Origin of the sequence: Oceanicaulis sp., from assembly GCF_965284345.1 — a bacterium.
In the GTDB taxonomy this organism is placed as follows: domain Bacteria; phylum Pseudomonadota; class Alphaproteobacteria; order Caulobacterales; family Maricaulaceae; genus Oceanicaulis; species Oceanicaulis alexandrii_A.
Map to the genome: position 1 here is coordinate 567,570 of NZ_OZ260073.1, position 23,168 is coordinate 590,737.

A 23,168-nucleotide genomic window follows, 5' to 3' on the forward strand; every position below is an offset into this window, starting at 1 on the left:
TGCGCCAGCCGGCGCAGCCCGCGCCGCTCAAACCCCGCCATGGAGATGCAGATTAGACGGCGCTCCGCCAGGCTGCGGCTTGCCTGTCCTTGCTGTGCGGGCCTATAGACGCCCCATACATGGCCCACGCCGTACTGGAGAAAGACCGATGACCGAGATGCGCGTTGAAACCGATTCCTTCGGCCCCCTCGAAGTCCCTGCCGACAAGCTGTGGGGGGCGCAGACCGCGCGATCGCTGATGAACTTCAAGATCGGCGGCCAGACCCAGCCCCTGCCCCTCGTCCGCGCGCTGGGCGTGGTCAAGCATTGCGCCGCCAAGGCCAATATGGCGCTGGATAATCTCGAGCCGAAACTGGGCGACGCCATTGCGGCGGCGGCGCTGGAAGTGGCCGAAGGCAAGCTCAACGATCATTTCCCGCTGGTGGTCTGGCAGACCGGGTCGGGCACCCAGTCGAACATGAACGCCAACGAGGTCATCTCCAATCGCGCCATCCAGATCCTGGGCGGCGAAGTGGGCTCGAAAGATCCGGTCCACCCCAATGACCATGTGAACCGCTCGCAATCGTCCAACGACACCTTCCCCACCGCCATGCATATCGCGTCAGCGGAAGTGTTCGTGCATACCCTGGTCCCGGCGCTCGAAACGCTGCGCGACGCTCTCAATGACAAATCCGAAGCCTTTGGCGACATCATCAAGATCGGCCGCACGCATTTGATGGATGCGACGCCGCTGACCCTGGGCCAGGAATTCTCCGCCTATGTCCATATGCTCGACAACGCCATCCGCCGCGTCGAAGCCGCCCTGCCTGCGCTCTATGAACTCGCCCAGGGCGGCACGGCCGTGGGCACCGGCCTGAACGCCAAAGTGGGCTTTGCGCATACGTTCGCCGAAGAAGTGGCCGAGCTGACCGAGCTGCCCTTCATCTCGGCGCCCAACAAGTTCGAGGCGCTGTCCACGAAGGACGCCATGGTCGAAGCGCATGGCGCGCTCAATTCGGCGGCGGTGTCGCTGTTCAAGATCGCCAATGACATCCGCCTTCTGGGCTCTGGCCCGCGTTGCGGTATTGGCGAGATCGCTTTGCCGGCCAACGAGCCGGGCTCTTCGATCATGCCGGGCAAGGTGAACCCCACCCAGTGCGAAGCCATGACCATGGTCTGCGCTCAGGTGATGGGCCATAACTCGGCGATCAGCTTCGCCGGCAGCCAGGGCCAGTTCCAGCTCAACGTCTTCAAGCCGATGATGTCTTACAATGTGCTGACCAGCGCCCAGCTGATCGCGGACGCCTGCCATTCCTTCACCGACAATTGCGTCGTCGGCATCGAAGCCAATGAGCAGCGCATCGCCGACATCATGGAGCGCTCGCTCATGCTGGTGACGGCCCTCGCGCCCAGTATCGGCTATGACAACGCCACCAAGGTCGCGAAAACCGCCCACGAAAACGGCACCACCCTGCGCGAGGAAGCCATCCGTCTGGGCTTCGTCACCGAAGACGAGTTTGACCGTGTGGTGCGCCCTGAAGACATGATCGGCCCGAAATAAGGCCCGCTCACCCTGCTCCGCCGCTTCGGCGGCGGAGCCTGGAGACTCCCATGACCCAGCCGATCAATCTGCGTCAGGCCCGTAAACAGAAAGCGCGCGCGGACAAGGCCAAACAGGCTGAGACCAATCGCATCCAGTTCGGAACGCCCAAGGCCCAGCGCGAGCTTGAGAAAGCCCGCGAAGCCAAGCGTCAGGCGGCGCTGGAGGCGCACAAGCGGGACACGGATGAGGGGTCAGAGACCTAAAAAAACGGCGGCTCGGTGAGCCGCCGTTTTCATTTCGGGACGTGCCGTTTCTGGAACCGGTTCAGGCGAAACCTCGCCTAGCCGAACGCGCCCAGCGCCAACGCCAGGATCAGCGGGTAAATCAATATGCCCGCGCCGATCAGCACCAGGGGGAAGTTGCGCATGACCGTGGCTTTGCCCAGCGAGGTCGCCTGGCTGATCAGGTCCGGCCACGTATAGCTGACGAAATCGCCCTGGGTGAGCACCTGGATCAGACGCCCGTCCTCATCGACCACGGGCAGGCGGCGAAAGCGCTCATTGCTCATCATCCGCAGCCATTCGAGCATATCGTCATCGGCGCGTGCCGTGCGCGGATTGGCGGTCATGATGTCAGACAGCGCCGTCTTTGCCGGATCGCGGCCTTCATTGACCAGACGGCGCAGGATATCGCGCTCGGTCACCACGCCTTCAACCTTGTTATCGCTATCCACGATGATGACGGAGCCGAAGTTGCGCGCCGCCATCTCAGCGACGGCCTCTTTCGCCATCGTGCCCGCAGACATGGTCAGGGGCGCGGTCTTGCGCGAGAATTCCGGCCGGTCGCGCAAACGCAGGCCATGGCGCGCAGTCTGGTTGGGGGCGTGTGTCATGATCGCGTCTCCTTTTAGGTGGCGTCCATGATCACCTAGTGCGACTTCCGGTCGCGGCGAATTTGCCTCCATGGAGAAAAGGCGGTGAAGCCCTGCTCCACCGCCTTTTCGCGTCTCAAAATGACAGCTCTGGAGCCTAGAACTGGTGGCGGATCGTGATCCGTGCATTCAGCGGCTTGCCAGTCGAGATATTGTCGTTGGAATGCGCGTCGGGGAAATAGTCCTCGTCGAGCAGGTTCTCGACATTAAGCTGCAGGCGCGTCTGATCGGTCAGATCGTAAAACACCGCCGCGTCCACACGGGTGTAGTCAGGCACCAGCACCGCATTGTCCTCACGCACGAAATAGCTGTCCTGATAGGTCACGCCCAGCGCCAGGGCGAGCTGGTCGGTGGCCTGATACTCGTTCCAGATCGAGAGCATGTGTTCAGGCGTCTGCAAAGTGCGATTGCCGTCAAACCCGCCGCCGTCAATCGTGCTGTCGAGATAGCTATAGCCGGCGTTCACGGTCCAGGCGTCGGTCAGCTGACCGGTGAGCTGGACTTCAAACCCGTCCGTCACACTGCCCGGAATGGTGATGACCTGGGACACATTGTTCGGGTCGACGGAGGTGAACAGGCCGCGCTCAACACGGAACAGCGCCGTGGTCAGGCTGAGATTGCGGGTGAAATCCCATTTCAAACCCACTTCCGTGTTTTCGAAACGCTGCGGCTGCACGTCTTCGGTGGTGCGGGTCAGCGTCAGGAACTGGTCGCCGGCGCTGGGCAAGAAGGATTCCGCATAGCTGGCGTAAACCGAGACGTTTTCCAAAGGCTTGTAGATCAGGCCCAGACGCGGGGAGACTTCCTCGTCCACCCGGCCGCGACGGCCGTCATCGGTCGCTGACACCGCTTCGCGGTCCAGCACATCCACGTCAAAGCGGTCAAAACGCAGGCCCAGCACCAGCTTGAGCTGATCGGTCAGATCAATCTGGTCCTGCAGGTACAGCGAGGCGAACTGTACGTCAGATTCGCGATCGCGCAGCGTATCCACGAACGCATAGTCAGGGACCATCACCGGCGTGGAGAAGTCGATGGTGATCTGGTCGTCATTGCTGGCCGCAAACGTATTGTCGATGCGGGCGTTACTGGTGGACTGATCGCCATATTCGACACCCAGCAAGACCGTGTGACTGAACGGACCCGTGTCAAACTCACCCACCAGATTGCCCTGGGCGATGAAGTTCTGACGCGTGGTCTCATCCGCATACCCGTCGAGCGTCAGGCGTTGCGGGCTGGCGGCGGCGTCAAAGCCGGCCGCATAGATGTTTTGATAGTATTTGTCGTAATCGGCGTACTGGATCGTCACATTGCCGCGCAGAGTATCTGTGAAGGTGTGATCAAGGCGCGTGCGGAAAATGCTGGCTTCCAGCGTGGTGTAGTTGCCATCGGCGGACCCGAAGAAGGTGTCGCGATACCCCTCCAGCGGCACGTCCGGGCCACCCACGACCGTCACTGACGGCACGCCGCGATCCACCACGCGGTCGTCATTGACATATTCATAGCTGAACACGGCCTGGGTCTGATCACCCAGATCCACGGTGAAGGTCGGATTGACCGCAAACCGGTCGCCTTCAAACACGTCGCGATGGTTGTCCTGATGCTCGCCGAACACATTGATCCGGAAAGCCACGGTGTCAGACAGCACCGAGTTCACATCGCCTGCCACTTGATAGGCGCCGAACGTGTCGAGACTTGAGGTCAGGCCGCCGAAATTCTCGTCGAGCTGCGCCGTCTTGGTGACGCGATTGACCACGCCGCCGCCGCCGCCGCGGCCAAACAGAAGCGCATTGGCGCCGCGCAGGATTTCCACCTGCTCCAGATTATAAAGCGGACGGTAGTACTGAACATCGTCGCGCACACCATCGAGGAAGAAGTCCGCCGTGCTCTGATTGCCGCGAATGATGATGGCGTCGCGATGGCCCTCACCCTGGCTGACGGCCAGGCCCGGCGTGTAGCGCAGAATGTCCGCGATGGAGCTGAAAGCCTGATCCTCAAGCTGAGCCCGGGTGACGATGGACAGGCTTTGCGGCACGTCCAGCACCGGCGTCGGCGTCTTCACCGCGTTCAGCCGGTCGATGGACAGGAAGCGCCCCGTAACCGTGATGGTGTCCACGGCAGTCTGCTCGGTCGTCTCCGTCGCCCAGACGGGCGCCGCGCCGAGGGTGAAGAGGGTGGCCAGCGCGGTCATCATCCGCGCACTCGAGTTCAGCATGCTGGGCAGGTCCAATTTGAAATTGAGAATGCGTTGCGTTGGTGACGGGTTATAGCGGAGGCTTTTCGATAATCAATCTCATTATCAGTTGCAGCTACAGGTTCCCGGCTGTGATTGCAGCGCCAAGCTCAGAAAGCTGCGCCCTAGGGTTATCTGCGTATTGCGCTGATATAGCTGAAGAATACTCTGCCTGAGCCGCTACAGGCATAACCCTATTCATAATGACGTCTTGATTGTCGCGCGCGATATATCCAACTGGGTGCGATGATTTCGCGCAGTCCGGAGACCCCCATGCTCGACACCCACACTCTGTATCAACCCTTCGAGCTTGGCTCGCTCTCACTGAAGAACCGCATCGTCATGGCGCCGATGACCCGCTCCAAAAGTCCGGGCGGCGCGCCCAATGATGATGTGGTCGGCTATTACGAGCGCCGCGCGGCCAATGATGTGGGCCTGATCATCACCGAAGGCACAACCGTCGACCGCCCCGGCGCCAGCTTTGATCCAAGCATTCCGAACTTTCACACCGACGAAGCCCTGGCGGGCTGGAAAAAGGTGGTGGACGCGGTTCACGCCAAGGGCGGCAAGATCGCGCCTCAGCTCTGGCATGTGGGTCTGGCGCGCAAGCCCGGCACCGGCCCGCACCCTGAGGCGCCGTCCGACAGCCCGTCCGGCATCATGCCCGGCGGCAAAAAAGTTGGCGAGCCGATGACCCAGGCCGAGATCGACGACACGGTTCGCGCCTTCGCCGAAGCCGCGGAGAACGCCGCCAAGATCGGCTTTGACGCCATCGAGCTGCATGGCGCCCACGGCTATCTGATCGACCAGTTCTTCTGGGACGGCATGAACCAGCGCGACGACAATTATGGCGGCGACATGATTTCGCGCACCGAATTCGCGCAAGAGATCATCCGCGCTGTCCGCGCCCGCATCCCTGCCGATCTGCCTGTGATCCTGCGGTACTCGCAATGGAAGCAGCAAGATTATAACGCGAAACTGGCCCAGACCCCGGCCGAGCTTGAAGCGTTTCTGGCGCCGCTTTCAGACGCCGGCGTCGACATCTTCCACGCTTCCACTCGCCGCTTCTGGTTGCCCGAGTTTGAAGGCTCTGACCTCAATCTCGCGGGTTGGACGAAACAGCTCACCGGCAAACCCGCCATCACTGTGGGCTCGGTCGGCCTTAATAGTGACTTCATCGGCGCGTTTATGGGGGAAGCCTCTGAAAAGTCCGGCCTCGACAAGCTGATTGAGCGTCTGGACGCGGGCGAGTTCGACCTGGTCGGCGTCGGTCGGGCGCTGCTCTCTGATTACGCCTGGGCCCGCAAGGTCAAGGACGGCCGTTTTGACGAACTTGAAGACTTCAACGCTGAAGCGCTGAAAGAACTGGCCTAGACACCATGCTCAAGAAACGCTCAGTCACCTTGAAAGGACACGCGACCTCTCTGGCTCTCGAGCCGGAATTCTGGTCCGTGATCGACAAAGAACTGAGCGTTTCCGGCGGATCCCTGGCCGGGCTCGTGACCTCGATCGACGAGAGACGCGAGCCCGGCCAACCGCTGTCGAGCGCCTGCCGCGTCTGGGCGCTCAATCGCGCCCTGACCGCCGGTCAGGGTTGATCCGCAGTTGACGCCATAGCGCACGCGGGGTTTGAAGATGGCATGAGCACCGCCATCAACCCGCCCCCGCCATCGCCGTTCGACAAGCTTCTTCGCTATCTCAAGAACAGCTTCGCCGATGGACGCTCGCCAGCGCTCTGGCTCTTGGCGCTGGTGGTGGGCGTGGTCGCGGGCTACGCCGCCATCGGGCTGAGGCTGGCGATCCAGTCCGTGCAATTCGTCGCGTTTGGCGAATTTTCCGAACGCCTGGCCAGCACGGCGTCAGGCCTGCCGGTCCATCACATTATCCTGGCGCCTGTGGCGGGCGGCTGCATCGTCTCGCTCTTGTTGTATGTGGGTCTCAAAACCAACTGGTTGCCCGAAACCCGGGCTGAGGGTGTGGCTGACGTCATGGAAGCGCGCGCGGCGCAGGGCGGGAAAATGCCGCTCCTGCCTGGCCTGTGGTCGGCCTTGATCAACGCCGTCTCCGTCGGCGCTGGCGGCTCGACCGGGCGCGAAGGCCCGTCGGTCCATCTGGGCGCCTCGCTCGCCAGCTTCATCAGCCGCCCCTTAAACCTGCCCGCTCGCGGCGCGCGCATCATGCTCGCCTGCGGCGCAGCGGCGGCGGTGGCCGCCAGCTTTAACGCGCCGGTCGCCGGGGCGCTGTTCGCGTTCGAAGTGGTGCTGGGCCATTACGCCCTGCGCTCCATCGGTCCGGTAGCCGCCTCCAGCGTCATCGGCGCCATCCTGTCGCGCATCCATTTCGGCGCCAGCCCGGCCTTCACCGTGCCCGACATTCCGCCCGCAAGTCTCGCCGATTTCATCGCCATCATTCCCTTGGGGCTGGCGTCCGCGGGTGTGGCCATCGCCTGCATCCTTTTGTCGTTCAATGCGCCGCGCCTGGTCGCGACCCGCGCGCAGGCCCTGTCGGTCCCGCTCTGGGTGCTGCCGCCTGTTGGCGGCTTGATCATTGGCGGCATGGGCGTTCTGGCGCCGGAAGTGCTGGGCGTGGGCTATGAGGCGACCTCCGTGGCGCTGGCGGGCGGCTACGCCATCGCCACGCTCGCTGCTTTGATCGTGCTCAAGCTGATCGCCACCATGGCCACCATGGCGTTCCGGTTCGGCGGCGGCATTTTCGCGCCCTCGCTTTATCTCGGGGCCATGCTGGGCGCGCTCTATGGCGCGCTGGCGGCGCCCCTGATCGGCCCGGACAGCGCGGGCTCAGCCTATTTTGCGGTGATCGGCATGGGCGCGGTCGGCGGGGCGGTTCTGGGCGCGCCGCTGTCGACCACGCTGATCGTGTTTGAACTGACCGCCAGTTATGAAGCCTCGATCGCGCTCCTGGTCTGCGTGTCGCTCGCGAGCGTGATCACCACCTCTGTCACAAAGGGCAGCTTCTTTCACAAACAGGTGGAGCGGCACGGCTTTGACCTGACCCAGGGCGATGCCCGAGTCATTCTGCAGACGATCCGCGCGCGCGACATCATGACCCCGCTCGACAGCCATGACACAGCCGGCGAGCTCGATGAATCGTGCGTCTATGACGATGATTATCTGGGGCGCGTGATGGGGTTCTTCTCAGCGGAAAAACTCGACGGAGCCCAGGTCCGCTCCCGACATGGCGACCAGCCCATTGTCGGCTACATCACCAAGGCCGACGCCCACGCCGCCTACGCCAGCGCGCTGCAGGCGAGGCATGAGGAAGAGCATCGTTAGACGCGTCTTGATATGTTGCGCGTTACGCATTACGTTACATCATGATCCAGAGCTTTGCTGACAAGGTGAGCCACGGCTTCTTTCTGACCGGCAAGCCCTCAAAAGGGTGCGGGTGGACGGATGTACAACGCGTTGTAGCCCGTAAACTTCTCGCGCTCCACGCAGCAACCTCTCTGGACGATCTGAAGGCGCCGCCCGGAAACCGGCTTGAAGCCCTGAAAGGGAACCGCGCCGGGCAACACTCGATCCGGGTCAATGATCAATGGCGCGTCTGCTTTGTGTGGACCGCCAAGGGGCCCGAAGACGTGACGGTTACGGACTATCATTGAGGATACAGCCCATGAGCCAGACTGACGAAACCATGGCCACAAGCCTGAAGGTGCATCCGGGCGAGTATCTGGCTGAGGAATTCCTCAAACCGCTTGATCTCTCGACCCGCCGCGCAGCAACCGCAATGAATATCAGCGCCGCGAACCTGTCCCGGTTCGTCACGGGCAAGCAGTCAGTCTCGACCGAGCTTGCGGTCCGCCTTGGCGCGGCCTTCGGAACCTCGGCGCAATTCTGGCTGAACCTTCAGCAGACCTATGATCTTGCAGAACTCCGCGCCGGGCGATGGCGCGACATCGAAGCTGAAGTCACACGCTTGTCGGCCTGAGGAAGAGCACCGCTAGGCGCGCCTGCGCGTCACACCGATGACATCGCCGCCCCTACGCATCCCATGCGGATGTGCTAGTTTCGTTCTCCTGTGCGAATCGAACTGCGAAAGCCTGCGTCATGTCCTCTCTTCCCCTTTCCCAGCAGGCGGCCCCGCGGGCGCCGCGCGCCGACGCCGCCTATCTGGACGGGCTGAACCCTGAACAGCGCGCCGCGGTCGAAGCGATTGACGGCGCCGTCTTGGTGCTAGCAGGCGCGGGGACGGGCAAGACGCGGGTTCTGACCACGCGGCTGGCGCATATTCTGGCGACCGGCAAGGCGCAGCCCTGGAACATTCTGTCGGTGACCTTCACCAACAAGGCTGCCCGCGAAATGAAAGACCGGGTGGGCAAGATCATCGGCGAACAGGTCGAGGGCCTGCCCTGGCTGGGGACCTTTCACTCCATCGCCGCGCAGATCCTGCGCCGCCATGCCGAGCTGGTGGGCCTGAAATCAAGCTTCACCATTCTCGACACCGATGACCAGCTGCGGCTCCTCAAACAGATCCTTGAAGCCGAGGGCATTGATACGAAACGCTGGACGCCGCGCCATCTCGCCAGCCTGATCGACGGCTGGAAGAACCGCGCCCAGACGCCCGAGCGCATTCCTGAAGAGGACAAATGGAGCTTCGCCGACGGCAAGGCGCAAAAACTCTACAAACTCTATCAGGACCGCTTGAGCGTTCTGAACGCCTGTGATTTCGGCGATCTTCTGCTGCACAACATCACTATCTTCCAGACCCAGGACGATGTGCTGGCGGAGTATCACAAGAAGTTCCGCTATCTTCTGGTGGACGAATACCAGGATACGAACGTCGCCCAGTATCTGTGGCTGCGCCTTCTGGCGCGCGGCTCGGGCAATGTGTGCTGCGTGGGCGATGACGACCAGTCGATCTATGGCTGGCGCGGCGCGGAAGTGGACAACATCCTGCGCTTTGAGCAGGATTTTCCCGGCGCGACAGTCATTCGCCTCGAGCGCAATTACCGCTCGACGGGCCATATTCTGGGCGCCGCAGCCGGGCTGATCACCGCCAACAAGGCGCGGCTTGGAAAGACGCTGTGGACCGAGGATGATCCCGGCCAGAAAGTTCAGGTGTCCGGGCTTTGGGACGGCGAGGCCGAAGCGCGCTTTGTCGCTGACGAGATCGAGGGCCATGTGCGCTCGGGCGGACAGCATTCAGACATCGCCGTGCTGGTGCGGGCCTCCTGGCAGATGCGGGCGTTTGAAGACCGGTTCATCATGCTGGGCCTGCCTTACAAGGTGATCGGCGGACCGCGCTTTTTCGAGCGCGCCGAGATCCGTGACGCCCTCGCCTATTTGCGGCTGGTGCGCAGCTTGGATGATGATCTGGCGTTTGAGCGCGTGGTGAACACCCCGAAACGCGGGGTGGGCGACACCTCGGTTCAGAAGATCGCCATGGCCGCCCGCGGCGCCGAAGTGTCCATGGCCGCCGCCGCGCGCCTGATGACCCAGACCGACGAGATAAGGGGCAAGGGCCGCACCGGGCTGATCGCTTTTCTGCGCGATCTCGATCGCTGGGCCGAGCAGTCACAGACCATGCGCCATGACGAGCTGGCCGAAGTGATCCTCGATGAAAGCGGCTATACGGCCATGTGGCGCGAGGACAAGAGCCCTCAGGCCGCTGGCCGGCTCGACAACCTCAAGGAACTCGTCCGCTCCATGGGCGAGTTTGACAGTCTGGAAGCCTTCCTCGAACACATCGCGCTCGTCTCTGACGCGGATCGTACCGAGGATGGCGACGAGGTCTCCATCATGACGCTGCACGCCGCGAAGGGCCTTGAGTTCCCGCTCGTCTTCCTGCCGGGCTGGGAAGAAACCGTCTTCCCCTCTCAACGCTCAATGGATGAGGGCGGCACGGCGGCTTTGGAAGAAGAACGCCGCCTCGCTTATGTGGGCATCACCCGCGCGCGCCAACGCGCGATCATCAGCTTCACCGCCAACCGGATGATCTTCGGCCGCTGGCAATCGGTGCTGCCGTCGCGCTTCATCGATGAAATGCCGCACGAGCATTGCGAAGCGCAATCGGAGACCGGCTATTACGACGCCGGGCCAGGATTTGAAGGTGTGGCGGAAAGCGCCGATCCCTTCAAATCCAGCTATGAAAGCCCCGGCTGGAAACGCTTCCAAGCCAGCAAAGCGTCGGGCCGCCGCCCTGATCCGGGCGTCATTGAAGGCCAGGCGACCTTGCTCGACACCAGCTCGGTGGGCGGAACCTCCAAATGGAAACCCGGCGACCGCGTCTTCCACCAGAAATTCGGCTATGGCACGGTGAAAACCGCCGACGGCGCCAAGCTCAGCGTGGCCTTCGACAAGGCCGGCCTGAAGAAGGTGGTGGCGAGCTTTGTTGAAGCGGCGCCTTAGCCCTTTCCGCTCTTTCCAAAGGTCTATTGCGTATCGCATATCCCTACGTTTTCAGATGCGCCATACAGATACTCTGCGGCGGCCTGGCCCATTCGCCTATAATCGTGGCCCACGCCAATCACAATGGCGCACTCCCAGGCAAAACCCTCTGCGTCCTTTGAGGTCGCCTGTTCAGCCGCAAGTCGCATGAAGGATTGCCCCCGGGCCAGCCGGTGCAGACCCTGTGAATCAGTCTCTGGCGTATGACGCAAATGTCCGCGTGTTTCAGAAGCGTTATCCAGCTCGCCTAGAAAAACCACCAAGTCGCGTTCGAAGGCGGTCTCGAGCTGCTGCTCATCCATAGGCGCCCCGTCCAGTCCGTACGGGAAGGCGGTCTGAGACGAGGGGATCGTGTACCAACCTGAATTCGCAGCTAGTGCGCGTCTGATGCGCGTGTCAGGAGCGAACAAGGTCATGCGATGCACGATTTGTCCGCCAGCCGAATGCCCAAACAGATCATACTGGGTTTGCGCCGAGTCTGAACGCGCCACGGCCGCATCGAAAATGGCCTCGATACGAGCGAACAGCCATTCCTCGGGCGCCTCTCTCAAAGTGACGGTCTCCAAAGTCCGCAGATTTGCGTCATCGGCGATCATGCCCGCTAGATTGTAGTTGATCGGGCCAGGAAAACGCCGCTCATCAAAGGACGGAGCCAGTACAAGCAAGTCATACTGCTCAGCACTATCGATCCAAGAATCCCGATAGGAATCCCCATTTCGTCCGCCGCCAGGCAGAACAACGATAATAGGATCATCTGCGCTGTGACCGGATCCGCGATGGTAGTGCACGACGATCGGCCCGTCGACGCCCGGCGTCTCAACCTCCATCACCCCCGACCCAGGAGGAAGCGCAAGCGCATGGGAGGGAAAGGCTGTGATCGTACTGACACCAAAACATATCAATGCGACAAGGGTTTGGACAAGCATGGTCATAGGCTCCAGTTTTGCAGTGTAAGAGGCTGCGGTAACCGTATGAGCCCTCAGAAGAAACAGAGATGTCGCCAAATGTCGGTCCAGGTCGTGAACTGTCAGAGACGTGCGTCGTGAAGGCCGATACCTCCCAGATGCTTCAGGCGCGCATTTCAAGCTGGCTGTCGCTACGAGACCGGATACGCACACTTGTGCTGCATGGCGCCAGCATATTCACATTGGCGCTGGTCCTAAGTGTCAGCGGCGCTTTTGACAGCGACGCTTTTCCTTTTTGGCGCCGGCTGAGCTTTCACAGCCTGACCGCGACGCTTCTGATTGTTCAAACCTCTCTGGGTTTCGATCTGATCCGGCGCATCTTGAGCAAAAAAACGTCTGCTTTCGTCATCGGCGCTTTGACTGCAGTGATAGTTCTCACATTGATGACAGTGCAACTTCAGGCGCTGAAGCTCACACCTATCCTGCCCTATGATTTTGACCCCTGGTTGGCGTTCGCGCTCTTTCTCGCGCCCTTCGTCTTGCCTGTTTCGGCCTTGGTCGTGCTCGCAAAAACAGCTCATGAGCGGTTTTGGGTCGTGCAGGAATATTCCACCGACCATGTCGATGAAGTGCTGGAACTGGCCTTCCGCCCCGTCATTGCCGGTTTGCTGCCAGCTCCCTCTCCTCAAACTCTGTCAGACTGGCCGCAAGGCGCGATAGAACATATCAGGTCTGTCGACCATTATTTGGAGGTGAAAACTGCCTCTCAGACAGTGCTGGTCCGGGGGCGTATGGGCGACGCGCTCAAAAGGCTGTCGCTGAATGACGGCATACAGACTCATCGCTCCTGGTGGGTCGCCTGGGCGATAATCCACTCTGTCGAAACGCGCAGCCGAGACACCGCCTTTCGACTCAATACCGGCGCCCTCATCCCTATTGCGCGAGCCCGGGAAGCTTATGTGCTAGCAGAATGGAAAGCGCGTCAGCCAACCTCTTAAAAGCTTGCACTATCACCGTAGATCCTCACCTTTGTGTCCCCGGCACGCCTGAGAGTTCAGGCTCGCTGTGATAACAGACCCGGATACCCAAATGCGCCTCGCCCTGCTCGCCTCCACCTTGCTTGTTTTCCTGTCCGCGTGCGCACAGGACCCATACGCCGACGCGCGTCCGATCAGCTGGCGCGATTTGCTGGACCGTGAGCGCGCGCCCGCAGACGCCCGCATCCCATACGGGGTCGGCGAGGAGCAATATGGCGAGCTCTGGCTGCCAGAGAGCGCGGGCGACGCCCCCGTCCCGCTGGTGATCATGATCCATGGCGGGTGCTGGCAGGCGGCCATTCCGGGCACCATTCTGCAAGACCAGTTGAACGCCAATCTGAAAGCGCGCGGCATTGCGGTGTGGAACCTCACCTATCCGCGCCTCGGCCATGAGACGGGCGGCTATCCCGGCACGTTTGAAAGCGTGGCGATGGCGGTTGATCATGTCAGGGCGCTGGCTGAGACCTATCCCATTGATCTTGAGCGCACCGTGCTGATGGGCCATTCCGCGGGCGGGCATCTGGCGCTGTGGGCCGCCGCGCGCGGGCAGCTCTCAGACAGTTCTCTGGCCACTCCAGATCCCTTCATCCCCAACGGCGTCATCACCCTCGCGGGCATCAATGATCTAGAGCTTTATCGCAGCGAGGGCCCCGGCCGCTGCGGCGAGCCCGACACCGTCGACGCGCTGATCGTCGGTCATCCCGGCGCGGCGCCCTATGCCGACACATCACCGGATCAGCTTCTGCCCCTGCATGTGGAACAGGTGATCATCTCCGGCGCGCTCGACCCCATCGTGCCGCCACAGTTTGGCGTGGCGTATGCTGCTGAGGCGCAAACGGCGGGCGATCCGGTCACCGAAGTGACGCTCGATGACGCCGGGCATTTCGAACTGATCGACCCGACCGCGCCCGCTTGGGAGGTTATTCTGGGTGAGGTTGAGCGGCTGTTGGGGGAGTAATTTCTACCCACTCATCCGTCATCCCGGACGCCGAAGGCGATCCGGGATCTACCGGAACCGCTCTGTTCTGATTACAGAAACGCTGTCCGTAGATCCCGGCTCAAGGCCGGGATGACAGATACTGTCTCTCTTTCCCGGACTTGATCCGGGACCCGGAAATCATCACGCGCTGCGATACCGGCTCTGGGTCCCCGCCTTCGCGGGGAAAGAGGTCAGGCCCTCACCCCTCAATCAACGCCAACCATTCATCTTCCGTCATCGTCTGAACGCCCAGCTCCTGCGCTTTTTTCAGCTTGGAGCCCGCGCCGGGACCGGCGACGAGGATGTCGGTCTTGCCTGAGACAGAGCCCGACACCTTGGCGCCCAGCGACTGCGCACGCGCCTTCGCTTCATCGCGGGTGAAACGTTCGAGCGAACCGGTGAACACCACCGTCTTGCCGGCGACCGGGCTTTCAGCGGCGATCTGTTCGGCGTCCTCGACGTTCACATGCGCTAGCAGCGCGTTCAGCGCGTCTTGGTTATGGCTTTCGGCGAAGAACTCGGCGAGGACTTTCACCGCCGTCTCGCCAATGCCGTCAATCTCCATGAAGGCGGCGAAGGCTTCGCCGGGTTCATTGGCGGCTTCCGCCGTCTCGCGCACGGCCTGCCAGCTTGTGAAACTGCGCGCGATCAGGCGAGAGGTTTCCTCGCCCACATGGCGGATGCCGAGCGCGAAGAGGAAGCGGCCAAGGCCGATGCTGCGGCGCTGATCAATGGAGCCAAACAGGTTCGCCGCCGAGCGCTCGCCCCAGCCTTCGCGGGTCTGGATAGGCGGATTGATCTCGCCGGCGTCATTGCGCGTTCGCAGGGTGAAAATATCGGCGGGTTGTTTGACCAGGCCCTCATGAAAGAAAGCTTCGATCTGTTTCGCGCCCAGCCCTTCAATGTCGAAGGCTTTCCGAGAGACGAAATGCTTGAGCCGTTCCACCGCCTGGGCGTCGCAGATCAGCCCGCCCGTGCACCGGCGCACCACTTCGCCCTCTTCACGCACGGCATGGCTGCCGCAGACAGGGCACAGAGTGGGAAACTTGAAAGGCTCAGCGCCGTCCGGGCGCTTGCCCAGCACGACCTCGACCACTTGCGGGATCACATCGCCCGCGCGCTGGATGATCACCGTGTCGCCCACGCGCACATCCTTGCGCTCGATTTCATCCTGATTGTGCAAGGTGGCGTTGGACACCACCACGCCGCCCACAGTGACAGGGTCAAGCTTGGCGACGGGGGTCAGCGCCCCCGTGCGCCCCACCTGGATCTCGATGGCGTTGAGACGCGTCACGGCTTTCTCGGGCGAGAATTTGTGCGCGATCGCCCAGCGCGGCGCGCGGGCGACGAAGCCCAGCCGCTCCTGCCAGTCAAGCCGGTCCACCTTGTAGACCACGCCGTCAATGTCATAGCCCAAGTCGGCGCGTTTCTCTTCCAGCGCATGGTAATGCGCGATCACCGCCTCGACGCTGTCCACGCGCGCCATGTCGTCATTGATGACAAAGCCCAATGCGCCGAGCCGTTTGACCGCGTCGTACTGGGTGTCGGCGAGCGGTTCGCTCAGCTCGCCCCAGGCATAGGCGAAAAAGCGCAAAGGCCGCTCGGCGGTCACATTCGGGTCGATCTGGCGCAGAGAGCCGGCGGCGGCGTTGCGCGGGTTCTTATAGGCGGGCTTGCCGCGCTCTTCCTGCATGGCGTTGAGTGAGGCGAAATCGGCGTGGCTCATATAGACCTCGCCGCGCACTTCCAGCACGTCCGGCACATCGCCCTCAAGCGTGTGGGGAATGTCGGCAAGGGTCTTGAGGTTGGCGGTGACGTTCTCGCCCGACCGGCCGTCGCCGCGGGTGGCGCCGATCACCAGCTCGCCCTTTTCATAACGCAGATTGGCGCTCAGACCGTCAATCTTGGGCTCGGCGGTCAGAACCAGAGTGTCGTCTTTAAGATTGAGGAAGCGGCGGATACGGTCTGCGAAATCGCGCACATCCTGGTCTTCAAACGCATTGCCCAAAGACAGCATAGGCACGGCGTGAACCACTTCGCCGAACTGCTCGGACGGTTTGGCGCCGACGCGGTCAGACGGGCTGTCCTTGCGTTTCAGCTCGGGAAAGCGCGCCTCGATCGCAGCGTTCCGCGCGCGCAGGGCGTCATAGGCCGCGTCCGAAATTTTCGGCGCATCTTTCTCGTAATACGCCGCATCATGCTTGGCGATTTCGCGGGCGAGCCGTTCGAGTTCTGTGGCGGCGTCTTCGGAGGACAGCGCCTCCACATCCTTTAGCGCAGCGTTCATTTGCCCATCAGCTGGTCGGCGGCGGCGCGCGCCGCATCGGTGATTTCTGCGCCCGACAGCATGCGGGCGATCTCTTCGCGGCGGTCGGCGTCGGCCAGGCGCCGCACGCTGGTGCGCATGCCGTCTGACTGCTCCGCCTTCTCGATAGAATAGTGCGTGCTGGCGCGCGCGGCCACTTGCGGGCTGTGGGTGACCACCAGCGCCTGCCCGGTTTCCGCAAGGCGTTTCAAGCGCGAGCCGACCGCATCGGCCACAGCCCCGCCCACGCCCTGATCCACCTCGTCAAACACCATGGTGCGGGCGTCCTCGCCCACCAGACACACCTTCAAGGCCAGGGCGAAACGCGAGAGCTCGCCGCCCGAGGCGATCTTGTCGAGCGGCCCAAACGGCGCGCCGGGATTGGTGGCGACTTCAAAGGCGATTTTGTCCCAACCGTTTACGCCGGGCTTGTCTTCATCTGTCTCGACGCGCACACGGAACCGCGCCTTGTCCATTTTGAGCGGCGCAAGTTCGGCCTCGACGGCTTTGGCGAGCGCGTCGCCCGCCTTGGTGCGCAAGGCTGTCAGCGCCTTGGCGGCGCGCGCATAATCGGCCTGCGCAGCGTTCAGCGCGCCTTCGGCTTCTTTCAGCCGGTCGTCGGCGTGTTCGATCATGTCGAGACGAGCAGCGAGGCGATCGCGTAGCTCGGCCAGCGCATCCACCTCCACGTTATGCTTGCGCGCGGCGGCGCGCAGGGCGAACAGGCGCTCCTCCACCTCGTTGAGGCGGCCCGGCTCCACATCAAAGCGGGCGGCGGCGTCTGATAGCGCTTCCTCGGCCTCGTTAAACTCGATCAGGGCGCGGTCCAGCGCCCCGGCGGCGCGCTCGACTGACGCCTGCGCTTCACCCGCGGCGCCTTCAGCGCCATCCGCCTCACCCAGGGCGCCGCGCACGCGCTCAAGCCCGCGCAGGGCGGTGTTCAGGCGGTTGGACAGGCCGTCGCCGCCCGCCACGGCTTCCATGGCGTCATTGAGTTCAGTGAGCGCGGATTCGGCCTGCTGCAGGAATTTGCGCTCGGCGGCGAGGCTCGCCTCTTCCCCCGCCTGGGGGTCAAGCGCCTCCAGCTCGTCCACGCTGCCGCGCAGAAAGGCTTCCTCGCTCGCGGCCTTGTCACGGGCGTCCGTCAGTTCGTCCAGGCGAGACCGGGCGTCACTGAGACTTGTCCAGGCGGTCTTCACCGCCGCTAGGTCGGCGCCCGCGTCCGCATAGGCGTCCAGCAAGCCGCGATGGCTTTTGGGATCCATCAAACCCCGGCCATCATGCTGGCCATGAATCTCCACCAGCACCTCGCCCAGGCGCGCGAGCAAGCCGACGCTGGCGGGTTGGTCATTCACATGCGCGCGTGAGCGGCCATCCGCCGTCAGCGTGCGGCGCAGGATCACGGCCTCGCCCGGCTCCACATCCACGCCCGCCTCGTCCAGCAAAGCGTAGACCGGATGGCTCACAGGCGGTTCGAACATGGCGATGGCGACCGCCTTGTCGGCGCCCGCGCGCACCTGGGCGCGTTCGGCGCGCTCGCCGCACGCCAGGCCCAATGCGCCCAAAAGAATGGATTTGCCCGCGCCCGTCTCCCCCGTGAGGGCGGACAGACCGGCGTCAAACATCAGATCGAGCGAGTCGATCAGGACGATGTCACGGATGGAGAGCGAAGCCAGCATTCAGGTTCGCAGTGCGTTTGAAATTAGCCGAAGACGCGGTTCAACGCGCGCCGCAGCAAGGACGGATCACGTTCAAGATCTTCTGAGCCCGGCACAGCGATCCCGCGCGAGGTGAGAAGATCATAACTGTCTTCATACCAATCAGACCCGGAGAAGTTATAGCCCAGAACCGCGGCGATCTGCCGGGCCTCTTCATCCACGCCCAGGCTGACATAGGCTTCCACCAGACGGTGCAGCGCTTCGGGGGTGTGGCTGGTGGTCTCGTATTCGCGGATCACATTCTGAAAGCGGTTGATCGCCGCCAGATGATAGCCATTGCGCAGATACCAGCGCCCGACGCTCATTTCCTTGCCGGCCAAATGGTCGCGCGTCATGTCGATCTTCAGACGCGCGTCCTGGGCGTAAGGGGTGTCGGGATAGCGGCGCACCACTTGCTCAAGCGCCTGCAGCGCCTGCCGGGTGGTGGACTGGTCCCGGCCCACATCATAGATGCGTTCATAATAGCTCAGCGCGATCAGATAATAGGCGTAGGGCGCACTGGCGTTGCCGGGATGCAGGGCGATGAAACGCTGCGCGTCGGAGATCGCCTCGTCATATTGGGACTGACGGTAATTGGCGTAAGCCGCCATCAGCATGGAGCGGCGCGCCCATTCCGAGAACGGGTGCTGGCGTTCCACTTCATCGAAATATGCGGCGGCTTCGTCATAACGACTGCGCTGCATCTTCTCGAAGGCTTCGGCGTAGAGCGTCTCGACCGGCTGCTCCACATAGGCCAACTCTTCTCGATCACGCCCCGCACAAGCGGTGAGTGACAAGGCGACGGCGCCCATAACAGCAACACGCAGAACAGTCTTCATGGACACACGCCCTCAAGCCGGCGACCGCCTGCCCTGACCCTCAGGACGCAGCGGACTCTTAGGTATTGAGAATGGTTTAACCCATCGCGGGCGCGGGCAAAAGCGCCCTGTCAGGCCCGGAGTGAATAAGAGCGAACTTTTCCGCGTCGATTACGAGTGAACCAGACGTTCGCTCTGCACGGTGCTGTCGCTCATCGAGGTCCAACGCCAGGCGCTTTCATCGGCCAGCAACGCCGCCAAAGCCTTGGCGTTCAGGCCGTGGCCGGGACGATGCGCTTTATAGAGGCCGATGATCGGCGCGCCCAGAAGATACAGATCCCCCAAAGCGTCCAGAGCCTTGTGACGCACGAACTCATCGGCGAAGCGCAGGCCTTCAGGGTTGGCGACGCCGTCTTCATCCACGACGACGGCGTTCTCCATGGAGCCGCCGCGCGCCAGCCCCGCTTTCAGAAGCGCGCTGAAATCGCGGCGGAAGCCAAATGTGCGCGCCGGGGCGACCAGATCCTGAAAATTGCTGCGATTGACTTCAAAGGCGAAGTGCTGGCGACCGATGGCGGGATCGTCAAAGTCGATCTCCACATCAATGCCCGGACGCAGGGCCGGCAGGAAGATGGCATGGCGCGAGCCGTCCTCGACCTCGACAGGCTTGAGCACTTGCAGGGCCTTGCGGGGGGCCGGGCGGGTTTTCAGCCCGGCTTGCACGATCAGATCGACGAAAGGCGCGGATGACCCATCCATGGCCGGCACTTCGGGACCGTCGAGTTCGATCATCAGATCGTCCACGCCCAGCCCCGCCAAAGCCGCCATCAAATGCTCGACCGTCGCGACGGACGCGCCGGCGTCATTAACCAAGGTGGTGCCCAGATCAGTGGAGCGCACATACTCGCGGCGCGCCGGAATGAAGCAATCCTCGACATCCAGATCGGTGCGTTCAAAGACGATGCCCGAGCCCAGCGATGCGGGCTTCATGGCCATGCGGACACGGGCCCCGGTGTGCAAACCGATCCCGGCGCAAACCGCCGGCGCCGCCAAAGTTGCGCGTTCAATCATGAAGCAGGCCCAATCCAGTTTTTCGTCAATCCAACAGCCTGCCGCCTCAAAGATGCTTAACAGGCTATACCCCTCGCCCTGCACACTACGGGCCGGGTTGCATCCCGCAATTAAAGGATTGTTGCATCGTGTTACGAAACCGGCGCTGAAACGGAAAACGCGCCGCCCTGAGTGAACAGAACGGCGCGTTTTCAATGTGTTGGCTGTATAGCCTAGTTGGCTTGGCGACGCAGGAAGGCCGGGATTTCCAGCTCATTCTCGTCCAATTCCTCACCAAACAGGTCGCCGCTGGGCTGTGTCTGACGCGGCGCGGCCTCGACCGGACGCACCACGCTGGGACGCTCGGGCTGGCTCGGCGCCTTGTGCTCGGCGGGCGCGGACTTGCGACGCCCGAACAGCGACAGGCCGCGGCGCGGCTCGCGCGATTTGGTCTCTTCCACCGGCGCGTGCTGCGTTTGCGGCTGGACCGGAGCCGGGGCCTGATGCGGGTCGGCGGAGGCTGAGATTTCGCGCTCCAGACGCTCGCGGGTTTCGACCACGGCGGGCTTTGCGACCGGATGCACCGACTCGCCGCCCGTAAAGGAATCCGGCGTGTTCACAGCGTCAGAGCCGCGCATCGTCACGGAGCCTTGCGCGGCGTGCCCGGCATGACCCGTATGAGCGGTATGCGAGGCCGGCGTCGCCTGTTGAGGGGTTTCGTTCACCGCCACCGCATCAGAGGCGCGACGCACCAGCGGTTCGGTTTGACGCTGCGCCCGGGTCTCACGCCCTTTCCACATGGCAGAGACCGGCTCGGCGCCCTGGCGGCGGCGCGGGTCGGTGGCTTCATTCATTTCAGCGTCGATGCCGGTGGCGACCACAGAGACGCGGATGATGCCGTCAAGCTCGGGATCGAAGGTGGAGCCGACAATGATGTTCGCGTCCGGATCGACTTCGTTGCGGATTTCGTTGGCCGCTTCGTCGACTTCATACAGCGTCATATCCATGCCGCCGGTGATGTTGATGAGCACGCCCTTGGCGCCTTTCATCGACACATCGTCGAGCAGCGGGTTGTTGATGGCGTTGTTGGCGGCTTCCACGGCGCGTTTTTCGCCATTGGCTTCGCCCGTGCCCATCATCGCCTTGCCCATCTCGTTCATCACGGTGCGCACATCTGCGAAGTCGAGATTGATCAGGCCTGGCATGACCATCAGGTCGGTGATGCCGCGAACGCCCGAATGCAGCACCTGGTCGGCCATGCCGAACGCTTCCGCGAAGGTCGTCTTTTCGGTGGCGATCCGGAACAGGTTCTGGTTGGGGATGATGATCAGCGTGTCCACATGCTCTTGCAGCCGGTCAATGCCGGACTCCGCCAGACGCATGCGGCGCGTGCCTTCAAAATGGAACGGCTTGGTGACCACGCCGACGGTCAGGATGCCCTGCTCGCGCGCCGCGCGGGCGATGACCGGCGCAGCCCCGGTGCCGGTGCCGCCGCCCATGCCGGCGGTGATGAACACCATGTGCGCGCCCTGCAGGTGCTCCTGGATCTCGGCCAGAGAGTCTTCGGCGGCCTGCTCACCCACTTCCGGGCGCGCCCCAGCGCCCAGACCCTCGGTGATCGCAGCGCCCATCTGAATGCGGCGATCGGTCCGCGCGCGCTGCAGCGCCTGTGCATCGGTGTTGGCGACCACAAAATCCACGCCTTCAAGTTGAGCGTCGATCATGTTGTTTACGGCGTTGCCCCCGGCGCCGCCCACACCGCATACAAGGATGCGAGGTTTCAGTTCGGTGGTTTCTGGCGCGGAAAGGTTCAAGGGCATGGCAGGTCTCCGTGGGGCGGTAGAGTTAACGAATCACCCCGTGACACTGCGCGTTCTAGCTTAATCGAGCGTTAAATCGCCCCTCGTCGAGCAAACCTTTTTTCGCGAACAATAATAGAACCTTGAGTCTGGATCAGGAGTCTAGAAACTTTCCGCGAACCAGCGCCAGACCGCTTTCATGCCGCCATCGCCATCGGCGCGTTCGCGAATGCGCACAGGGCCTTGGTCAAAACGCGGCGGTCCCGAGATGGCTTCTGACGGTCCTTGCACGCAGCGCAGCAGCAATCCCGCCGCCGCTGAAAAGCCCGGACCGCTGACCGCGTCGCCCAGCCCGGCCAAGGTATCCGGCCGCCCCAGACGCACCTGTTTACCTAAAACCCGGCCGGCCAGTTGCGTCGCGCCAGGCAATTGCGCGGCGCCGCCAGTTAGAACCACAGAGCGTCCCGCCGCGCTGGCGGCGCCCGCCGCGTCGAGCCGGTCACGCACCATTTCGAAGACTTCTTCCAGACGCGGGCGAATGATGGCGTTCAAGAGCGCCTTGGGCTGCTGGTTCATGGTCACTGCGCCGGACCCGGCCACGGGCGGCGTCTCGATCATGATCTGGTCGTCATCGGGACTGTCCAGCGCGCAGCCGTGCAGCGCCTTGATGCGCTCGGCGGCGTTCACGGGCGTCGACAGCCCGCGCGCAATGTCGTTGGTCACATGGGCGCCGCCCACCGGCACCCCGTCCACATGCTGCAGCGCGCCTTCATTAAACACGGCGACCGTGGTGGTGTGCGCGCCCATATCAATCAGCATGGCGCCCAGATCCCGCTCATCCGGCGCGAGCGCCGCAATGCCGGAGACATAGGGCGTCGCCGCGACGCCCGCGACCGTCAGCTGGCAGCGCTCGACGCAGGAAATCAGGTTCTGCAAAGGATCGGCAGCGGCGCTGACCAGATGCAGATCCACCCCCAGGCTTTCGCCGAACATGCCGCGCGGATCCTTGACCCCGCGGTGGCCATCCACCCGCCAGGACAGGGGCAACGCATGCAGCAGCACGCGTTTTTGTTCGTGATGTCGGCGCAAGGCTTCCGCGAGGATACGGCGCAGATCGCGGTCGGTAACCTCGCGAGCGGCCAAATCCATCTCGACTGAGATGCGTGCGCTCGACGGCGCGCCGGCAGAGGCGGCGAGATAGACCTCGCTGACCGTGTGGCCCGCCATGCGCTCTGCGTTCTCAACGGCGGCCCGGATGCTTTCAACCGCCAGATTGACATCCACCACCTGGCTGGCGCGCACGCCGCGCGTGGATTGGTGGCCGACCCCGATCACGCGCGGGCGCAATCCCGCCAGCGTCTCTTCGGTCTTTGCGATGAAGCAGACGGTCTTGGACGCGCCGATATCGAGCGCTGCGAACACGCCCGATTTACGCGGCGGCGTGGCGGCGCTCGACGCGCCCCCCTGCTTGAAAAACCCCATAGCCCC

Annotated in this window: 19 protein-coding genes; 10 read left to right on the forward strand and 9 right to left on the reverse strand. The window is 62.9% G+C overall.

Annotated features, from left to right (window positions below):
* Window positions 1–148: 148 nt before the first annotated feature.
* Window positions 149–1,540, forward strand: coding sequence for a class II fumarate hydratase (fumC, locus tag ACQ66J_RS02915; protein ID WP_430430415.1), 1,392 nt, complete (start codon window positions 149–151; stop codon window positions 1,538–1,540).
* Between the two features lie 50 nt (window positions 1,541–1,590).
* The gene (locus ACQ66J_RS02920) at window positions 1,591–1,785 is read left to right on the forward strand and encodes a DUF4169 family protein (RefSeq protein WP_430430416.1); all 195 of its coding nucleotides are present in this window, start codon (window positions 1,591–1,593) and stop codon (window positions 1,783–1,785) included.
* Window positions 1,786–1,862: 77 nt separating this feature from the next.
* Here the strand turns inward: ACQ66J_RS02920 and ACQ66J_RS02925 are convergent, their stop codons facing one another.
* Together ACQ66J_RS02925 and ACQ66J_RS02930 are read right to left on the reverse strand one after the other, a co-directional pair.
* Window positions 1,863–2,414, reverse strand: a complete 552-nt coding sequence (locus ACQ66J_RS02925; RefSeq protein WP_430430417.1) for a CBS domain-containing protein — start codon at window positions 2,412–2,414, stop codon at window positions 1,863–1,865.
* Between the two features lie 136 nt (window positions 2,415–2,550).
* Complete coding sequence (locus ACQ66J_RS02930) at window positions 2,551–4,665, reverse strand: TonB-dependent receptor (protein ID WP_430430418.1); 2,115 nt, start codon at window positions 4,663–4,665, stop codon at window positions 2,551–2,553.
* A 291-nt stretch (window positions 4,666–4,956) separates the two neighbouring features.
* Between ACQ66J_RS02930 and ACQ66J_RS02935 the strand changes: the two genes are divergently transcribed.
* The 6 genes from ACQ66J_RS02935 to ACQ66J_RS02960 all read left to right on the forward strand — a co-directional run bounded on the left by ACQ66J_RS02935 (window position 4,957) and on the right by ACQ66J_RS02960 (window position 11,051).
* The gene (locus tag ACQ66J_RS02935) at window positions 4,957–6,057 is read left to right on the forward strand and encodes an NADH:flavin oxidoreductase (protein ID WP_430430419.1); all 1,101 of its coding nucleotides are present in this window, start codon (window positions 4,957–4,959) and stop codon (window positions 6,055–6,057) included.
* Between the two features lie 5 nt (window positions 6,058–6,062).
* Window positions 6,063–6,281, forward strand: coding sequence for a ribbon-helix-helix domain-containing protein (locus ACQ66J_RS02940; protein ID WP_430430420.1), 219 nt, complete (start codon window positions 6,063–6,065; stop codon window positions 6,279–6,281).
* 42 nt (window positions 6,282–6,323) lie between these two features.
* Window positions 6,324–7,976, forward strand: a complete 1,653-nt coding sequence (locus tag ACQ66J_RS02945) for a chloride channel protein (protein ID WP_430430421.1) — start codon at window positions 6,324–6,326, stop codon at window positions 7,974–7,976.
* Between the two features lie 41 nt (window positions 7,977–8,017).
* Window positions 8,018–8,305, forward strand: coding sequence for a type II toxin-antitoxin system RelE/ParE family toxin (locus ACQ66J_RS02950; RefSeq protein ID WP_430430422.1), 288 nt, complete (start codon window positions 8,018–8,020; stop codon window positions 8,303–8,305).
* Window positions 8,306–8,316: 11 nt separating this feature from the next.
* On the forward strand, window positions 8,317–8,631 hold the full coding sequence (locus tag ACQ66J_RS02955; protein WP_430430423.1) for a HigA family addiction module antitoxin: 315 nt from the start codon (window positions 8,317–8,319) through the stop codon (window positions 8,629–8,631).
* A 119-nt stretch (window positions 8,632–8,750) separates the two neighbouring features.
* Complete coding sequence (locus ACQ66J_RS02960) at window positions 8,751–11,051, forward strand: ATP-dependent helicase (protein ID WP_430430424.1); 2,301 nt, start codon at window positions 8,751–8,753, stop codon at window positions 11,049–11,051.
* Window positions 11,052–11,074: 23 nt separating this feature from the next.
* Here ACQ66J_RS02960 and ACQ66J_RS02965 read toward each other — a convergent pair whose 3' ends face one another.
* Entirely contained in the window at window positions 11,075–12,016 is a 942-nt protein-coding gene (locus ACQ66J_RS02965; RefSeq protein ID WP_430430425.1) for a hypothetical protein, read from the reverse strand.
* 116 nt (window positions 12,017–12,132) lie between these two features.
* On the opposite strand from ACQ66J_RS02965, the gene ACQ66J_RS02970 reads away from it, so the two are divergent.
* Both ACQ66J_RS02970 and ACQ66J_RS02975 read left to right on the forward strand, forming a co-directional pair.
* Complete coding sequence (locus ACQ66J_RS02970; protein ID WP_430430426.1) at window positions 12,133–12,993, forward strand: LytTR family DNA-binding domain-containing protein; 861 nt, start codon at window positions 12,133–12,135, stop codon at window positions 12,991–12,993.
* 91 nt (window positions 12,994–13,084) lie between these two features.
* Window positions 13,085–13,990, forward strand: coding sequence for an alpha/beta hydrolase (locus tag ACQ66J_RS02975; RefSeq protein WP_430430427.1), 906 nt, complete (start codon window positions 13,085–13,087; stop codon window positions 13,988–13,990).
* A 220-nt stretch (window positions 13,991–14,210) separates the two neighbouring features.
* Here ACQ66J_RS02975 and ligA read toward each other — a convergent pair whose 3' ends face one another.
* The 6 genes from ligA to ftsA all read right to left on the reverse strand — a co-directional run bounded on the left by ligA (window position 14,211) and on the right by ftsA (window position 23,162).
* The gene (ligA, locus tag ACQ66J_RS02980) at window positions 14,211–16,298 is read right to left on the reverse strand and encodes an NAD-dependent DNA ligase LigA (RefSeq protein ID WP_430430428.1); all 2,088 of its coding nucleotides are present in this window, start codon (window positions 16,296–16,298) and stop codon (window positions 14,211–14,213) included.
* A complete protein-coding gene (gene recN, locus ACQ66J_RS02985; protein ID WP_430430429.1) occupies window positions 16,295–17,995 on the reverse strand; it encodes a DNA repair protein RecN in 1,701 nt (566 codons plus the stop codon). The genes ligA and recN overlap by 4 nt, the downstream gene beginning before the upstream one ends.
* A gap of 23 nt (window positions 17,996–18,018) precedes the next feature.
* On the reverse strand, window positions 18,019–18,852 hold the full coding sequence (locus ACQ66J_RS02990) for an outer membrane protein assembly factor BamD (RefSeq protein WP_375548557.1): 834 nt from the start codon (window positions 18,850–18,852) through the stop codon (window positions 18,019–18,021).
* A gap of 150 nt (window positions 18,853–19,002) precedes the next feature.
* Window positions 19,003–19,902 carry a UDP-3-O-acyl-N-acetylglucosamine deacetylase gene (gene lpxC / locus ACQ66J_RS02995; RefSeq protein ID WP_375548556.1) on the reverse strand — a complete coding sequence of 300 codons (900 nt, stop codon included), beginning with the start codon at window positions 19,900–19,902 and terminating at the stop codon, window positions 19,003–19,005.
* A gap of 212 nt (window positions 19,903–20,114) precedes the next feature.
* A complete protein-coding gene (gene ftsZ, locus ACQ66J_RS03000; RefSeq protein WP_430430430.1) occupies window positions 20,115–21,701 on the reverse strand; it encodes a cell division protein FtsZ in 1,587 nt (528 codons plus the stop codon).
* A 141-nt stretch (window positions 21,702–21,842) separates the two neighbouring features.
* On the reverse strand, window positions 21,843–23,162 hold the full coding sequence (gene ftsA / locus ACQ66J_RS03005; RefSeq protein ID WP_375548554.1) for a cell division protein FtsA: 1,320 nt from the start codon (window positions 23,160–23,162) through the stop codon (window positions 21,843–21,845).
* Window positions 23,163–23,168 lie beyond the last annotated feature (6 nt).

What these genes read in the sequence shown, in the direction of transcription:
- ACQ66J_RS02955 (WP_430430423.1), top strand. Translation starts at nt 8,317, where the DNA reads ATGAGCCAGACTGACGAAACCATGGCCACAAGCCTGAAGGTGCATCCG.
- ACQ66J_RS02945 (WP_430430421.1), top strand. Translation starts at nt 6,324, where the DNA reads ATGAGCACCGCCATCAACCCGCCCCCGCCATCGCCGTTCGACAAGCTT.
- ACQ66J_RS02990 (WP_375548557.1), bottom strand. Translation starts at nt 18,852, where the DNA reads ATGAAGACTGTTCTGCGTGTTGCTGTTATGGGCGCCGTCGCCTTGTCA.
- ACQ66J_RS02950 (WP_430430422.1), top strand. Translation starts at nt 8,018, where the DNA reads ATGATCCAGAGCTTTGCTGACAAGGTGAGCCACGGCTTCTTTCTGACC.
- ACQ66J_RS02975 (WP_430430427.1), top strand. Translation starts at nt 13,085, where the DNA reads ATGCGCCTCGCCCTGCTCGCCTCCACCTTGCTTGTTTTCCTGTCCGCG.
- lpxC (WP_375548556.1), bottom strand. Translation starts at nt 19,902, where the DNA reads ATGATTGAACGCGCAACTTTGGCGGCGCCGGCGGTTTGCGCCGGGATC.
- ftsZ (WP_430430430.1), bottom strand. Translation starts at nt 21,701, where the DNA reads ATGCCCTTGAACCTTTCCGCGCCAGAAACCACCGAACTGAAACCTCGC.
- ACQ66J_RS02935 (WP_430430419.1), top strand. Translation starts at nt 4,957, where the DNA reads ATGCTCGACACCCACACTCTGTATCAACCCTTCGAGCTTGGCTCGCTC.
- ACQ66J_RS02930 (WP_430430418.1), bottom strand. Translation starts at nt 4,665, where the DNA reads ATGCTGAACTCGAGTGCGCGGATGATGACCGCGCTGGCCACCCTCTTC.
- ftsA (WP_375548554.1), bottom strand. Translation starts at nt 23,162, where the DNA reads ATGGGGTTTTTCAAGCAGGGGGGCGCGTCGAGCGCCGCCACGCCGCCG.
- fumC (WP_430430415.1), top strand. Translation starts at nt 149, where the DNA reads ATGACCGAGATGCGCGTTGAAACCGATTCCTTCGGCCCCCTCGAAGTC.
- ACQ66J_RS02920 (WP_430430416.1), top strand. Translation starts at nt 1,591, where the DNA reads ATGACCCAGCCGATCAATCTGCGTCAGGCCCGTAAACAGAAAGCGCGC.
- ACQ66J_RS02940 (WP_430430420.1), top strand. Translation starts at nt 6,063, where the DNA reads ATGCTCAAGAAACGCTCAGTCACCTTGAAAGGACACGCGACCTCTCTG.
- ACQ66J_RS02965 (WP_430430425.1), bottom strand. Translation starts at nt 12,016, where the DNA reads ATGCTTGTCCAAACCCTTGTCGCATTGATATGTTTTGGTGTCAGTACG.
- ligA (WP_430430428.1), bottom strand. Translation starts at nt 16,298, where the DNA reads ATGAACGCTGCGCTAAAGGATGTGGAGGCGCTGTCCTCCGAAGACGCC.
- ACQ66J_RS02960 (WP_430430424.1), top strand. Translation starts at nt 8,751, where the DNA reads ATGTCCTCTCTTCCCCTTTCCCAGCAGGCGGCCCCGCGGGCGCCGCGC.
- ACQ66J_RS02925 (WP_430430417.1), bottom strand. Translation starts at nt 2,414, where the DNA reads ATGACACACGCCCCCAACCAGACTGCGCGCCATGGCCTGCGTTTGCGC.
- recN (WP_430430429.1), bottom strand. Translation starts at nt 17,995, where the DNA reads ATGCTGGCTTCGCTCTCCATCCGTGACATCGTCCTGATCGACTCGCTC.